The organism is Enterobacter cloacae complex sp. P15RS (assembly GCF_014895905.1).
Lineage (GTDB): Bacteria > Pseudomonadota > Gammaproteobacteria > Enterobacterales > Enterobacteriaceae > Enterobacter > Enterobacter quasihormaechei.
In genome coordinates this window covers 48,739-62,281 of the sequence record NZ_JADBQL010000005.1, presented here as the reverse complement: position 1 = coordinate 62,281, position 13,543 = coordinate 48,739, and the positions used below count along the sequence as shown (strand labels likewise).

At 54.4% G+C, this 13,543-nt stretch carries 13 protein-coding genes; 9 read left to right on the top strand and 4 right to left on the bottom strand.

Features of this window, described 5'->3' with window-relative positions:
• Window positions 1–95 precede the first annotated feature (95 nt).
• Window positions 96–971 (top strand): 23S rRNA pseudouridine(2605) synthase RluB, encoded by an 876-nt coding sequence (gene rluB, locus IM267_RS03635; RefSeq protein ID WP_003856794.1) that lies wholly within the window; start codon window positions 96–98, stop codon window positions 969–971.
• Between the two features lie 35 nt (window positions 972–1,006).
• Here rluB and cobO read toward each other — a convergent pair whose 3' ends face one another.
• Window positions 1,007–1,597, bottom strand: coding sequence for a cob(I)yrinic acid a,c-diamide adenosyltransferase (cobO, locus tag IM267_RS03630; RefSeq protein ID WP_063866556.1), 591 nt, complete (start codon window positions 1,595–1,597; stop codon window positions 1,007–1,009).
• Window positions 1,594–2,355: a YciK family oxidoreductase gene (locus IM267_RS03625; protein ID WP_193032789.1), complete on the bottom strand. Its 762-nt coding sequence runs from the start codon at window positions 2,353–2,355 to the stop codon at window positions 1,594–1,596. Before IM267_RS03625 ends, cobO begins: the two co-directional genes overlap by 4 nt.
• 251 nt (window positions 2,356–2,606) lie before the next feature.
• Between IM267_RS03625 and sohB the strand changes: the two genes are divergently transcribed.
• Window positions 2,607–3,653, top strand: coding sequence for a protease SohB (sohB, locus tag IM267_RS03620; RefSeq protein ID WP_193032788.1), 1,047 nt, complete (start codon window positions 2,607–2,609; stop codon window positions 3,651–3,653).
• 36 nt (window positions 3,654–3,689) lie between these two features.
• Here sohB and IM267_RS03615 read toward each other — a convergent pair whose 3' ends face one another.
• Window positions 3,690–3,941 carry a YciN family protein gene (locus tag IM267_RS03615; RefSeq protein WP_063452272.1) on the bottom strand — a complete coding sequence of 84 codons (252 nt, stop codon included), beginning with the start codon at window positions 3,939–3,941 and terminating at the stop codon, window positions 3,690–3,692.
• Between the two features lie 398 nt (window positions 3,942–4,339).
• On the opposite strand from IM267_RS03615, the gene topA reads away from it, so the two are divergent.
• From topA to acnA, 6 genes are all read left to right on the top strand, one after another.
• On the top strand, window positions 4,340–6,937 hold the full coding sequence (gene topA, locus IM267_RS03610) for a type I DNA topoisomerase (protein ID WP_063866559.1): 2,598 nt from the start codon (window positions 4,340–4,342) through the stop codon (window positions 6,935–6,937).
• A 186-nt stretch (window positions 6,938–7,123) separates the two neighbouring features.
• Entirely contained in the window at window positions 7,124–8,098 is a 975-nt protein-coding gene (gene cysB / locus IM267_RS03605) for an HTH-type transcriptional regulator CysB (protein WP_006810844.1), read from the top strand.
• A 336-nt stretch (window positions 8,099–8,434) separates the two neighbouring features.
• Window positions 8,435–8,575 (top strand): YmiA family putative membrane protein, encoded by a 141-nt coding sequence (locus IM267_RS03600; RefSeq protein WP_216636322.1) that lies wholly within the window; start codon window positions 8,435–8,437, stop codon window positions 8,573–8,575.
• 2 nt (window positions 8,576–8,577) lie between these two features.
• Entirely contained in the window at window positions 8,578–8,748 is a 171-nt protein-coding gene (locus IM267_RS03595) for a hypothetical protein (RefSeq protein ID WP_063866560.1), read from the top strand.
• A gap of 134 nt (window positions 8,749–8,882) precedes the next feature.
• Entirely contained in the window at window positions 8,883–8,984 is a 102-nt protein-coding gene (ymiC, locus tag IM267_RS21170; RefSeq protein WP_226847890.1) for a small membrane protein YmiC, read from the top strand.
• Window positions 8,985–9,149: 165 nt separating this feature from the next.
• The gene (gene acnA, locus IM267_RS03590; protein ID WP_193032787.1) at window positions 9,150–11,825 is read left to right on the top strand and encodes an aconitate hydratase AcnA; all 2,676 of its coding nucleotides are present in this window, start codon (window positions 9,150–9,152) and stop codon (window positions 11,823–11,825) included.
• A 37-nt stretch (window positions 11,826–11,862) separates the two neighbouring features.
• Here the strand turns inward: acnA and ribA are convergent, their stop codons facing one another.
• A complete protein-coding gene (ribA, locus tag IM267_RS03585; protein ID WP_013096372.1) occupies window positions 11,863–12,453 on the bottom strand; it encodes a GTP cyclohydrolase II in 591 nt (196 codons plus the stop codon).
• 197 nt (window positions 12,454–12,650) lie between these two features.
• On the opposite strand from ribA, the gene pgpB reads away from it, so the two are divergent.
• Window positions 12,651–13,418, top strand: coding sequence for a phosphatidylglycerophosphatase B (gene pgpB / locus IM267_RS03580; RefSeq protein ID WP_193032786.1), 768 nt, complete (start codon window positions 12,651–12,653; stop codon window positions 13,416–13,418).
• Window positions 13,419–13,543 lie beyond the last annotated feature (125 nt).

Below are 13,543 nucleotides of genomic sequence, written 5' to 3'. Positions count from 1 at the left end.
GTGTAAGCAGATATACTACGCGGCCATCAAAGCAGGGCGCTGCCCTGTTTTTGACCTGATTCGACGCCTGTGAAGGCGACACCTGAGGAAGCTCAATGAGCGAGAAGTTACAGAAAGTGCTGGCGCGCGCCGGCCACGGTTCGCGCCGTGAAATCGAAGCCATTATTGAAGCAGGCCGCGTGAGCGTGGACGGCAAAATTGCCACGCTCGGCGACCGCGTAGAAATCGTACCGGGGCTCAAGATCCGCATCGACGGTCATCTTATCTCCGTGAAAGAGTCTGCTGAACAGATCTGTCGCGTACTGGCTTACTACAAGCCGGAAGGCGAACTGTGTACCCGCAACGACCCGGAAGGCCGCCCGACGGTGTTTGACCGTCTGCCAAAACTGCGTGGCGCCCGCTGGATTGCCGTGGGGCGTCTGGACGTAAACACCTGCGGCCTGCTGCTGTTCACCACCGATGGTGAACTGGCAAACCGCCTGATGCACCCGAGTCGTGAAGTGGAGCGTGAATACGCCGTGCGCGTCTTCGGCCAGGTTGATGAGAACAAACTGCGCGATCTGTCGCGTGGCGTTCAGCTTGAAGACGGCCCTGCGGCGTTCAAAACCATCAAGTTTACCGGTGGTGAAGGCATTAACCAGTGGTACAACGTAACCCTGACAGAAGGACGTAACCGCGAGGTTCGTCGTCTGTGGGAAGCGGTAGGCGTACAGGTGAGCCGACTGATCCGCGTCCGCTATGGCGACATTCTGCTGCCTAAAGGCCTGCCACGCGGTGGGTATACCGAACTGGATCTGACGCAGACCAACTACCTGCGCGATTTGGTTGGCCTGACGCCAGAAACCACCTCGAAAGTGGCGGTGGAAAAAGATCGTCGTCGCATGAAGGCAAATCAGATCCGCCGTGCGGTGAAGCGTCACAGCCAGGTCAGCAGCAATCGCCGCTCTGGCAGCCGCAATAACAACGGCTAATCGAAAAGCCCGGTAAAGATACCGGGCTTTTTTCTTTAGTAATCAATCCCTATCTGCGCTTTGATACCCGCATCGAACGCATGCTTAACCGGACGCAGCTCGCTGACGGTATCTGCAATCTCCAGAATATCCCGATGACACCCGCGCCCCGTGACGATCGCCGTCTGGTGTGCAGGACGATTCCTGAGTGCCTCCAGCACGGCCTCCAGCGGCAGGTAGTCATAGGCCACCATATAGGTGATCTCATCCAGCAACACCATATTTAGCGTCGGGTCAGAGAGCATTCTTTTGGCATGTTCCCAGACGGCGAGGCAGGCTGCGGTATCCGTTTCCCGGTTCTGGGTATCCCAGGTGAAACCCGTCGCCATAACCTGGAACTCAACGCCATGCGGTTCGAGTAGATTACGCTCGCCGTTGGGCCATTCCCCCTTGATAAACTGGATCACGCCCACTTTCTGCCCATGACCAACGGCGCGGGTGGCGGTACCGAAGGCGGCTGTGGTTTTGCCTTTGCCGTTACCGGTGAACACGATGAGGATCCCGCGTTCGTCCTGGGCGGCGGCCACACGTGCGTCAACCTGTTCTTTCAGACGCTGCTGGCGCTGCTGATGACGGTCTTCACTCATTGCGATATCCCCGGTTTGCGGCCTGGCTGGGCATCGAAGGTCATCCCGGTTTTGCGACGGCTGTCGTCACCCATCAGCCACAGGTAAAGGGGCATAATATCGGCCGGGGTTTTAAGCTTCTGCGGATCTTCTGTGGGGAACGCGCTCGCACGCATTTTGGTGCGCGTACCGCCTGGGTTAATGCAGTTAACCCGCAAAGGGCGGTTTTGATACTCTTCAGCCAGCACCTGCATCATTCCTTCGGTGGCAAATTTTGAGGCTGCGTAAGCCCCCCAGTTCGCACGGCCCTGACGACCTACGCTGGAGGAGGTAAACACCAGCGAGCCGGAATCTGACTTGAGTAATAAAGGAAGCAAGGCCTGGGTCAGGAAAAACGTCCCGTTGACGTTAACCTGCATCACCTGCTGCCAAATCTCCGGATCCTGTTCATCCATCGGGCGCACTTCGCCCAGCAATCCCGCGTTGTGCAGCACGCCGTCAAGACGGGGATAATGCGTGCTGATGCGCTGGGCAAGGGCCTGGCATGACGCTGGCGTGCAGGTCAGCAGATCGAGCGTATACCAGGGCGTGGGCGTACCGCCGGCGTCTTCGATTTCACGGGCAACGGATTTTAACTTTTCTTCATTACGTCCCAGAAGAATAAGGTTCGCACCGTATTCAGAATAGGTCAGCGCCGCTTCGCGACCAATCCCGTCGCTGGCACCGGTAACCAGAATGATGCGGTTGTGTAGAAGGTTTTTTTGTGGCTGATAATGCACGGTGGCTCCTCAGGCGCATTGAGCGTGACTTGCACCTTTATTTATGACTTTTCGGCTTTATGCCCGAAACAGCGTCAGAATTCAATCAGTCTACAGGACAGAACGCTGGGAAATTAACAATTTGCAAAGATTTAAACCAGAACAGGGGGATTCCTGAAGCCGCCTCGCAGAGGTAATGTCCAGAGCGAGACGCCCGCGCAGGGCTGTTGTACACTGGCGTGAAAGATTCGTGGTTAAATCAAGGTGGACGCGTGGAATTACTTTCTCAATATGGGTTGTTTTTGGCGAAAATCGCGACGGTGGTTATTGCTATCGCGGTGATTGCCGCTCTGATTGTCAACCTGACGCAGCGTAAGCGTCAGCGTGGTGAGTTACGCATTACCCGCCTGAGCGAGCAGTATAAAGAGATGCAGGAGGAGATGTCTCTGGCGCTGCTGGACGATCATCAACAGAAGCTGTGGCTAAAAGCCCAGAAGAAAAAACATAAGCAGGAAGCCAAAGCGGCGAAGGCGAAAGCAAAGCTCGCCGCGCCGCAGGCTGATGCAAAGCCGCGCGTTTATGTGCTCGATTTTAAAGGCAGCATGGACGCGCATGAAGTCTCCTCTTTGCGCGAAGAAGTGACGGCGGTACTGGCCGTGGCGACACCGCAGGATCAGGTTGTAGTACGCCTTGAAAGCCCCGGCGGCGTCGTGCATGGGTATGGACTGGCGGCGTCGCAGTTACAGCGTCTGCGTGATAAACAGATCCCGCTCACCGTAGCGGTAGATAAAGTCGCGGCGAGCGGCGGCTACATGATGGCGTGCGTGGCGGATAAAATCGTCGCAGCACCTTTTTCAATTATCGGCTCGATTGGGGTGGTCGCGCAGCTCCCTAACTTCAATCGTTTCCTGAAAAACAAAGAGATCGATATCGAACTGCATACGGCGGGTCAGTACAAACGTACGCTCACGCTGCTCGGCGAGAACACCGAAGAGGGACGGCAGAAGTTCCGTGAAGATCTGAACGAAACCCACCATCTGTTCAAAGATTTCGTGCACCGCATGCGCCCAACGCTGGACATTGAGCAGGTAGCTACGGGCGAACACTGGTACGGCACGCAGGCGCAGGAGAAAGGGCTGGTGGATGAAGTGGGTACCAGCGACGATCTCCTGATAAACCTGATGGAAGGCCGTGAGCTGGTGGGGGTGCGCTTCACCCGTCGTAAGCGCCTCCTCGACCGTTTTACCAGTAGTGCGGCAGAAAGCGCGGATCGCCTGCTGCTGCGCTGGTTGCAGCGCGGACAAAAGCCGTTGCTCTAAAGAAAAACGCGAGGCATATGCCTCGCGTTTTTACTTTTAATCGACCAGGTGATACTTCTCTGAGAGGGCATGCGCCAGGTATTTAAACATGTTAAATACGGCGGTGCTTTTCGGGGTTGGCAACCCCTGTTCATCAAGGAAATATTCACCGCTGAACACCAGCACGCCATTACGCTGTTCCACGCCAGTCGCTTCGATCCCCGCCAGGGTGTCTTCATGGTCGCGAATGAGTTTGTTTGCTTCGATAAGCAGAGAAGCTCGGTCAATGGGTTGGGTCGTTTTCTGCATATTCCACTCCTTAAACAGTGACAATAGTCTACGCCTGGGTCGCTTCAGGGGCAAATTTTCCCTGTTATCCGAGGGGATAAGAAAAGGGGATTGGCTGGCGGGAATTGCTTTTGCATGCTAATAAAGTTGCGTAACGAATTTTATCAGGTACAGTGTGCGCTTTCGTCATTCTGGCAACAGAATTGCTTGACATTCGACCGGGAATTCGTCACGAATGAACTTTGATGTGAGAAAAATACCCGAAAACTCAATGACCTGGATGTCGCCATTCTGACGTTCGGTAAGACATAGGGGTTGATATCCCCTGACGACGTCGCAATATCAATGGCTCGTCGTCAGCGGAAGGGAAATCAACGTGCGGCGTATTCCTGGAAGAATTAAATTAGGTAAAGGTGAATATGGGTAAAGCTCTCGTCATCGTTGAGTCCCCGGCAAAAGCCAAAACGATCAATAAATATCTGGGCAATGACTACGTGGTTAAGTCCAGCGTTGGTCACATTCGCGATTTGCCGACCAGTGGCTCAGCCAGCAAAAAGAGCGCAGACTCTACCTCCACCAAAGGGGCTAAAAAGCCTAAAAAGGATGAACGTAGCGCGCTTGTCAACCGCATGGGTGTTAACCCATGGCACAACTGGGATGCACAATACGAAGTGCTGCCAGGCAAAGAAAAAGTCGTTAACGAGCTGAAGCAGCTTGCTGAAAAAGCAGACCACATTTATCTCGCAACCGACCTTGACCGCGAAGGGGAGGCCATCGCATGGCACCTGCGGGAAGTGATCGGGGGTGATGACAAACGCTACAGCCGCGTAGTGTTTAACGAAATTACAAAGAATGCGATTCGTCAGGCGTTTGAAAAGCCGGGTGAACTGAATATCGACCGCGTCAACGCTCAGCAGGCGCGTCGCTTTATGGACCGCGTTGTAGGCTACATGGTCTCGCCTCTGCTGTGGAAAAAGGTCGCGCGCGGCCTGTCTGCGGGGCGCGTGCAGTCCGTGGCCGTTCGTCTGGTTGTTGAACGCGAACGCGAAATCAAAGCGTTCGTCCCGGAAGAGTTCTGGGAAGTGGATGCCAACGTCACCACGCCGGGCGGCGATGCGCTGCCGTTGCAGGTGAGCCACCACAACGACAAGCCGTTCCGTCCTGAAAATCGCGACCAGACCATGGCCGCCGTGGCGCTGCTGGAAAAAGCACGTTATCAGGTTCTGGATCGTGAAGACAAACCGACCAGCAGCAAGCCTGGCGCACCGTTTATCACGTCAACGCTCCAGCAGGCGGCAAGCACGCGTCTGGGTTACGGCGTTAAGAAAACCATGATGATGGCCCAGCGTCTGTATGAAGCGGGTTACATTACCTACATGCGTACTGACTCTACCAACCTGAGCCAGGACGCTGTCAGCATGGTGCGCGGCTATATCGAGGATAACTTCGGTAAGAAATACCTGCCGGACAGTCCTAATCAGTACGCCAGCAAAGAGAACTCTCAGGAAGCGCACGAAGCGATTCGTCCTTCTGACGTTTCCGTCCTGGCCGAATCGCTGAAGGATATGGAAGCGGACGCGCAGAAGCTGTATCAGCTGATCTGGCGCCAGTTCGTGGCCTGCCAGATGACGCCAGCGAAATACGACTCCACCACGCTGACCGTTGGTGCGGGTGATTTCCGCCTGAAGGCGCGCGGTCGTATCCTGCGCTTCGACGGCTGGACAAAAGTGATGCCTGCGCTGCGCAAAGGTGATGAAGACAGAACGCTGCCTTCCGTCAACAAAGGGGACGAGCTGTCGCTGGTCGATCTGGTCCCGGCTCAGCACTTCACCAAGCCGCCTGCGCGTTTCAGCGAAGCATCGCTGGTAAAAGAGCTGGAAAAACGCGGCATCGGTCGCCCGTCTACCTATGCGTCAATCATTTCGACCATTCAGGATCGTGGATACGTTCGCGTTGAGAACCGTCGCTTCTATGCTGAAAAAATGGGTGAGATTGTCACCGACCGCCTGGAAGCTAACTTCCGTGAGCTGATGAACTATGACTTCACCGCGCAGATGGAAGACAGCCTCGATGAGGTTGCCAGCCATAAGGCCGAGTGGAAGAAAGTTCTCGACAGCTTCTTCAGCGATTTTACCAGCCAGCTTGAGAAAGCTGAGAAAGATCCTGAAGAAGGCGGCATGCTGCCTAACCAGATGGTGCTCACCAGCATCGACTGCCCAACCTGTGGCCGTAAAATGGGGATCCGTACTGCAACAACGGGCGTATTCCTCGGTTGTTCTGGTTATGCACTTTCTCCAAAAGAGCGCTGCAAAACCACCATCAACCTCGTGCCGGAGAACGAAGTTCTCAACGTGCTGGAAGGGGACGATGCGGAAACCAACGCGCTGCGCGCCAAACGCCGCTGTAAGAAATGCGGCACGGCGATGGACAGCTATCTGATCGATCCGAAACGTAAGCTGCACGTTTGCGGTAATAACCCGACCTGCGACGGTTATGAGATCGAAGAAGGCGAGTTCCGCATTAAGGGCTATGACGGTCCGGTCGTGGAGTGTGAGAAATGTGGTTCCGAAATGCACCTGAAAATGGGACGCTTCGGTAAGTACATGGCATGTACCAACGACGACTGTAAAAACACGCGTAAGATCCTGCGTAACGGTGAAGTTGCGCCGCCGAAGGAAGATCCGGTTCCGCTTCCGGAACTGCCGTGCGAGAAGTCAGACGCCTATTTCGTCCTGCGTGACGGCGCTGCTGGGGTGTTCCTGGCCGCTAACACCTTCCCGAAATCGCGCGAGACTCGTGCGCCGCTGGTCGAAGAGCTATACCGCTTCCGCGATCGTCTGCCGGAGAAACTGCGTTACCTGGCCGATGCGCCACAGCAGGATCCGGAAGGCAACAAAACCGTGGTGCGTTTCAGCCGTAAAACGAAGCAGCAGTACGTGGCGGCAGAAAAAGAGGGAAAAGCGACCGGCTGGTCAGCCTTCTTTGTCGACGGTAAATGGGTTGAAGGCAAAAAATAATATTCTCTTACCGTAACTTACCTGTGAAAGGGCCGGATCTCCGGCCCTTTTTTATTACCTCGTTATTATTTTTTGTTCCGTACTATACAGCCTGGCTATAAATGATATAGTGGTTATAGTTAACCCGTTTCTTATTATTAAATCGTCTTAAGCGATTGTCGCGTGCGTTAAATCGGATGGTCTGGCATGAAATTACAGCAGCTTCGCTATATCGTTGAGGTCGTTAATCACAACCTCAACGTCTCTTCCACCGCAGAAGGCCTTTATACCTCGCAGCCCGGCATCAGCAAGCAGGTGCGTATGCTGGAGGATGAGCTGGGTATTCAGATATTTGCCCGCAGCGGTAAGCACCTGACGCAGGTCACGCCGGCAGGACAGGAAATTATCCGCATTGCACGGGAAGTGCTTTCCAAAGTTGATGCCATTAAATCCGTCGCAGGCGAACACACCTGGCCGGATAAAGGCTCACTGTATATTGCCACCACGCACACCCAGGCGCGTTACGCGCTTCCCGGGGTGATTAAAGGTTTCATTGAACGCTATCCCCGCGTTTCCCTGCATATGCATCAGGGCTCGCCGACACAAATTGCCGAGGCCGTGTCCAAAGGTAATGCCGATTTTGCCATCGCGACGGAAGCCCTTCATCTGTACGATGACCTGGTTATGTTGCCGTGCTACCACTGGAACCGCTCCATTGTCGTGACTCCTGACCATCCGCTGGCGGGGAAGGGTGAAGTAACAATAGAAGAGCTGGCGCAATACCCGCTGGTGACCTATACGTTCGGTTTTACGGGCCGTTCTGAGCTGGACACCGCTTTTAACCGCGCCGGATTAACGCCTCGGATTGTCTTCACCGCGACGGACGCGGACGTCATAAAAACCTACGTGCGTCTGGGCCTGGGCGTGGGGGTTATTGCCAGCATGGCGGTGGATCCTGTTTCAGACCCGGATCTGGTGCGTCTGGATGCGCATGATATTTTCAGCCACAGCACCACCAAGATTGGTTTTCGTCGCAGCACGTTCCTGCGCAGCTATATGTATGATTTTATTCAACGCTTCGCGCCCCATTTAACGCGTGACGTGGTAGATACGGCCGTAGCGTTACGTTCCAACGAAGATATTGAAGAGATGTTTAAAGACATCAAACTTCCCGCCAAATAATCACATCCGGTATCTTTCTCCTGCGGAAAGATACCGCCATTCCTCTTTAAGCTAAATTAGAATTAACCGCATTTGCGCCGACTGTCATATATCGTCATAACCCATTTGATGATTGGGGTTTTACTGTCGCAAATTTGCGACAAAAGTAGAAACTAATTTACAGGTGTGCAAATTATTCTTTTCAATTATTTATTTCTGGTCAAAAGATTGAATTTTTCCCAGGCCCAGATGCGTAAATTCACTGGCTTTTCGGCTAAAGTTTCTTTAGGATTTATCTCATCAGATGATTACTTGTGCCAATTGTTTGGTCTCTAAATGATAAGCGATGTCGATTGTATGAGGTTAGCAATGCCGTCAGGAAGTGAAGAACCGCAAAGGGATCCCGCACTTAAGCGTAAAGCCTGGCTGGCGGTCTTTCTTGGCTCTGCCCTGTTCTGGGTGGTGGTTGCTCTCCTTGTCTGGAAATTCTGGGGTTGAATATGGTCATGACGGTGCGTACGGAAGTGCGAAAAGAGATATGTCAGCTTCGTGACAATGCTCACAAAGCGCGTAAGGTGCCAGCAACCAGCGTGCCAGCCTCCTGGAAACTGACGCCACAGCAGCAGGCCTTTATTGATGTGTTCGCGGAAGACGAGCCCAAAAAACAATAATTTTGCTTTTTGCGTAATGATGCAAATAGTCTGAATAAAGACTGTGCGCTTTTGTACTCTTTAATAAATACACATCAGCAATATAGATCGAGGGCAGACCTCGGAACCTCAAATAATTAAAGACTGGTGTCCCTATGACAAATAACATGACAACCGTAAAATACTGGTCATGGCTCGGCGTATTCTCAGCGTCGATCCTCTTCTGGTGTCAGCTTATCTGGCTGGCTCTCAACTAAATCGTAAAACCTCGCCACGGCGGGGTTTTTTGTTTTATCCCTCGCGTTGGACCATTCCGAAATTTATCAATTTGGGTTGTTATCAAAACGTTACGACATCTTTGTGTTATCTTTAATTACAGCCCTGATGATTGTCAGGACATCCCTGTTTTTAAGGAGGAGCTTATGTCGTTAACCCTACGCGAAGCCAGTAAGGACACGTTACAGGCGGAAAATAAAACCTGGCACTACTACAGCTTACCGCTGGCTGCCAGGACGCTTGGGGACATTTCGCGGTTGCCCAAGTCGTTGAAAGTCTTACTGGAAAACCTCTTACGCTGGCAGGATGGCGACTCGGTTACCGAGGAGGATATCCAGGCTCTGGCAGGGTGGCTTAAGAATGCACATGCAGACAGAGAAATTGCCTATCGCCCGGCCAGGGTGCTGATGCAGGACTTCACCGGCGTGCCGGCGGTTGTGGATTTGGCCGCCATGCGTGAAGCCGTCAAGCGTCTCGGGGGCGATACCGCTAAGGTTAATCCACTCTCCCCGGTAGACCTCGTCATCGACCACTCCGTCACCGTCGACCACTTCGGTGACGACGATGCTTTCGGCGAAAACGTCCGCCTGGAAATGGAACGTAACCATGAACGCTATGTATTCCTTAAATGGGGTCAGCAGGCGTTCAGCCGCTTCAGCGTCGTTCCACCGGGCACCGGAATTTGCCACCAGGTGAACCTGGAATATCTTGGTAAAGCCGTCTGGAGTGAATTGCAGGATAAGGCGTGGGTTGCGTACCCGGATACGCTGGTGGGCACCGACTCTCACACAACCATGATTAACGGCCTTGGCGTACTGGGCTGGGGCGTGGGCGGTATCGAAGCGGAAGCGGCCATGCTTGGCCAGCCGGTATCGATGCTCATTCCCGATGTTGTGGGCTTTAAGCTCACCGGTAAGCTGTCCGAAGGCATTACCGCCACGGATCTGGTCCTGACGGTCACCCAGATGCTGCGTAAGCATGGCGTGGTTGGTAAATTCGTTGAATTTTATGGTGATGGCCTGGATTCTCTGCCGCTGGCGGACCGCGCCACCATAGCCAATATGGCACCGGAATATGGCGCAACCTGCGGCTTTTTCCCGATTGATAGCGTAACGCTTGAGTACATGCGTCTCAGCGGTCGCAGCGAGGAGCAGGTTGCCCTCGTCGAGGCCTACACCAAAGCGCAGGGCATGTGGCGTAATCCGGGCGACGAGCCGGTATTTACCAGTACGCTGGAGCTGGATATGGGCACCGTTGAGGCAAGCCTCGCAGGGCCGAAACGTCCTCAGGACCGCGTCGCGCTGAGCAACGTACCGAAAGCTTTTGCCGCCAGCAATGAGCTGGAGGTCAATGCCGCGCAAAAAGATCACCGTCCGGTGGACTACGTGCTCAACGGGCATCAGTATCAGCTCCCTGACGGCGCCGTGGTCATCGCCGCCATTACCTCCTGTACCAACACGTCCAACCCGAGCGTGCTAATGGCCGCCGGGCTGCTGGCGAAAAAGGCGGTCGAGCTGGGGCTCAAGCCACAGCCGTGGGTGAAAGCGTCTCTGGCGCCGGGCTCGAAAGTGGTGTCTGATTATCTGGCGCAGGCCAGACTCACGCCTTATCTCGATGAGCTGGGCTTTAACCTGGTGGGCTATGGCTGTACCACCTGTATCGGTAACTCCGGTCCACTGCCTGAACCTATTGAAGTGGCGATCAAGCAGGGGGATTTGACCGTTGGCGCAGTGCTTTCCGGTAACCGAAACTTTGAAGGGCGTATTCATCCGCTGGTGAAAACCAACTGGCTGGCCTCGCCGCCGCTGGTTGTGGCTTACGCTCTGGCCGGAAACATGAACATTAACCTGGCGACCGATCCAATTGGTTACGATCGCAAGAATGAACCGGTCTATCTGAAAGACATCTGGCCATCATCGCGTGAAATTGCGCGTGCGGTCGAGAAAGTCTCCACCGAGATGTTCCGTAAAGAGTATGCGGAAGTGTTCGAAGGGACGCCGGAGTGGAAAACGATCGACGTGGTGGGTTCCGATACCTATGACTGGCAGAATGATTCCACCTATATCCGCCTGTCGCCATTCTTCGATGAGATGCTGGCAGAGCCCGCACCGCTGAAGGATATTCAGGGTGCGCGGATCCTGGCGATGCTGGGGGATTCCGTCACGACTGACCATATCTCCCCGGCGGGAAGCATCAAGGCGGATAGCCCTGCGGGACGTTATCTGCAAAGCCGGGGCGTGGAGCGACGTGATTTTAACTCCTACGGCTCGCGTCGCGGTAACCACGAAGTGATGATGCGCGGGACTTTTGCCAACATCCGCATTCGTAATGAAATGGTGCCGGGCGTGGAAGGGGGCATGACGCGCCACCTGCCGGATACGGAGGTCATTTCAATTTATGACGCTGCCGTGAAGTATCAGCAGGAGGGGACACCGCTGGCCGTGATTGCCGGGAAAGAGTACGGCTCCGGCTCCAGCCGCGACTGGGCTGCGAAAGGCCCGCGTCTGCTGGGGGTTCGCGTGGTCATTGCCGAATCCTTTGAGCGTATTCACCGTTCAAACCTGATCGGGATGGGTATCCTGCCGCTCGAGTTTCCGCAGGGCGTGACGCGTAAAACGCTGGGGCTGACCGGGGAAGAGCAGATTGATATCAGCGGTCTGCAAAATCTGCAACCGGGTAAAACGGTGCCCGTGAAGTTAACGCGCGCAGACGGTCGAACGGAGGTGCTGGAGTGCCGGTGTCGCATTGATACCGCAACAGAACTGACCTATTACCAGAACGACGGCATTTTGCATTACGTGATTCGTAAGATGCTGGACTGATAAAACTCGCCCGGCAGACGTGCCGGGCGTTTTGCGATTACTCGCTCAGCAGATGGCCCATTTTGGCGGCTTTGGTATCGAGGTAGTGCGCGTTTTTCGGGTTGCGCCCAACAATCAGCGGCACGCGTTCAACGATGTTGATGCCCGCTTCAGTAAGGATCTCTACTTTTTTCGGGTTGTTGGTCAACAGACGCACTTCGTCCACGCCCAGCAGCTTGAACATGTCCGCGCACAGGGTGAAATCGCGCTCGTCAGCAGCAAAGCCGAGCTGATGGTTGGCTTCGACGGTATCGTAGCCCTGATCCTGCAACGCATAGGCGCGGATTTTATTCAGCAGCCCGATATTGCGACCTTCCTGGCGGTGATACAGCAGTACGCCACGACCTTCCTCTGCGATATGAGAAAGGGCGGCTTCGAGCTGGAAACCGCAGTCACAGCGCAGGCTGAACAGCGCGTCACCGGTCAGACACTCTGAATGAACGCGAGACAGTACCGGCGTCTGTCCTGAAATGTCACCGTATACGAGCGCGACGTGATCTTGTCCGGTTGCCAGTTCTTCAAAACCCACCATCAGGAAATCGCCCCATGGGGTTGGCAGTTTGGCTTCTGCCACACGTTTAAGCTGCATGTGATTCTCCAGAGAAGGCTGACACGTTTCGTGTCTGTGCCCCATTTTGCTTTCTGTATTCGACTATTTTGCCACAAGCCCGGCAACTTCACCTAATCACCACCACGCTATACGAACGTTAAACGCACGATCCGACATCTCCACCAGAATGATGAAATTCAGTTATGATTGTGGTGCTTAGTCAAAAAGGAGAGGACATGCTTTCAATTGCCAGACGTACGGCCGCCGGGGCCGCCGTATTGCTAGTTATACCCCTTGTCGTTTGGTTCTCCGGCTGGATGTGGCAGCCTGGACATAACGAGACGTGGCTGAAAGCCTTATACTGGATAACCGAAACGGTTACCCAGCCGTGGGGGATTATTACGCATGTGCTGCTCTGTGCATGGTTTCTGTGGTGCCTGCGCTTTCGCCTTCGCGCGGCGCTGGTGCTGTTTGCCATTCTCGGTGGCGCCATTCTTGTGGGGCAGGGCGTGAAGTCATGGGTGAAGGATCGCGTGCAGGAGCCCCGTCCCTTTGTTGTCTGGCTGGAAAAAACGCATCATATTCCGGTAGATGAGTTCTACACTTTAAAGCGTAAGGATCGCGGGGCGCTGGTGAAAGAACAGCTTGCGGAACAGCAGGATATCCCGGCTTTTTTACGCAAACACTGGCAAAAAGAGACCGGCTTTGCCTTTCCTTCCGGTCATACGATGTTTGCTGCCAGCTGGGCGTTACTCGGCGTGGGGCTTCTGTGGCCGCGTCGGCGTACCCTCACGATTGCGATTTTGCTTGTCTGGGCGACAGGCGTAATGGGCAGCCGAATGCTGCTCGGGATGCACTGGCCGCGCGATTTGGTGGTGGCAACGCTGATCTCGTGGATACTGGTGACGCTGGCGACCTGGCTTGCACAACGTTTTTGTGGACCACTGACGCCGCCGCCGCAAGAGGAGCAAGAAATAGCCGAAAGGGAGTCTGGCGGAACCTGAAGGTTGATATTCCGCAATTTGACCATAAATCCATGAAGGGCGCGTCACTTTTTCCATTTCGCGCCCGCCACTAAAATGGTAGCTTATAAGGCTGATTGCAGTGAGTTGAACACGCTTTATACGCT

Bases quoted from the DNA above. Each gene is read 5' to 3' on its own strand.
- rluB (WP_003856794.1), top strand. From the start codon at position 96: ATGAGCGAGAAGTTACAGAAAGTGCTGGCGCGCGCCGGCCACGGTTCG.
- cobO (WP_063866556.1), bottom strand. From the start codon at position 1,597: ATGAGTGAAGACCGTCATCAGCAGCGCCAGCAGCGTCTGAAAGAACAG.
- IM267_RS03615 (WP_063452272.1), bottom strand. From the start codon at position 3,941: ATGCAGAAAACGACCCAACCCATTGACCGAGCTTCTCTGCTTATCGAA.
- topA (WP_063866559.1), top strand. From the start codon at position 4,340: ATGGGTAAAGCTCTCGTCATCGTTGAGTCCCCGGCAAAAGCCAAAACG.
- cysB (WP_006810844.1), top strand. From the start codon at position 7,124: ATGAAATTACAGCAGCTTCGCTATATCGTTGAGGTCGTTAATCACAAC.
- IM267_RS03600 (WP_216636322.1), top strand. From the start codon at position 8,435: ATGAGGTTAGCAATGCCGTCAGGAAGTGAAGAACCGCAAAGGGATCCC.
- IM267_RS03595 (WP_063866560.1), top strand. From the start codon at position 8,578: ATGGTCATGACGGTGCGTACGGAAGTGCGAAAAGAGATATGTCAGCTT.
- ymiC (WP_226847890.1), top strand. From the start codon at position 8,883: ATGACAAATAACATGACAACCGTAAAATACTGGTCATGGCTCGGCGTA.
- acnA (WP_193032787.1), top strand. From the start codon at position 9,150: ATGTCGTTAACCCTACGCGAAGCCAGTAAGGACACGTTACAGGCGGAA.
- ribA (WP_013096372.1), bottom strand. From the start codon at position 12,453: ATGCAGCTTAAACGTGTGGCAGAAGCCAAACTGCCAACCCCATGGGGC.
- pgpB (WP_193032786.1), top strand. From the start codon at position 12,651: ATGCTTTCAATTGCCAGACGTACGGCCGCCGGGGCCGCCGTATTGCTA.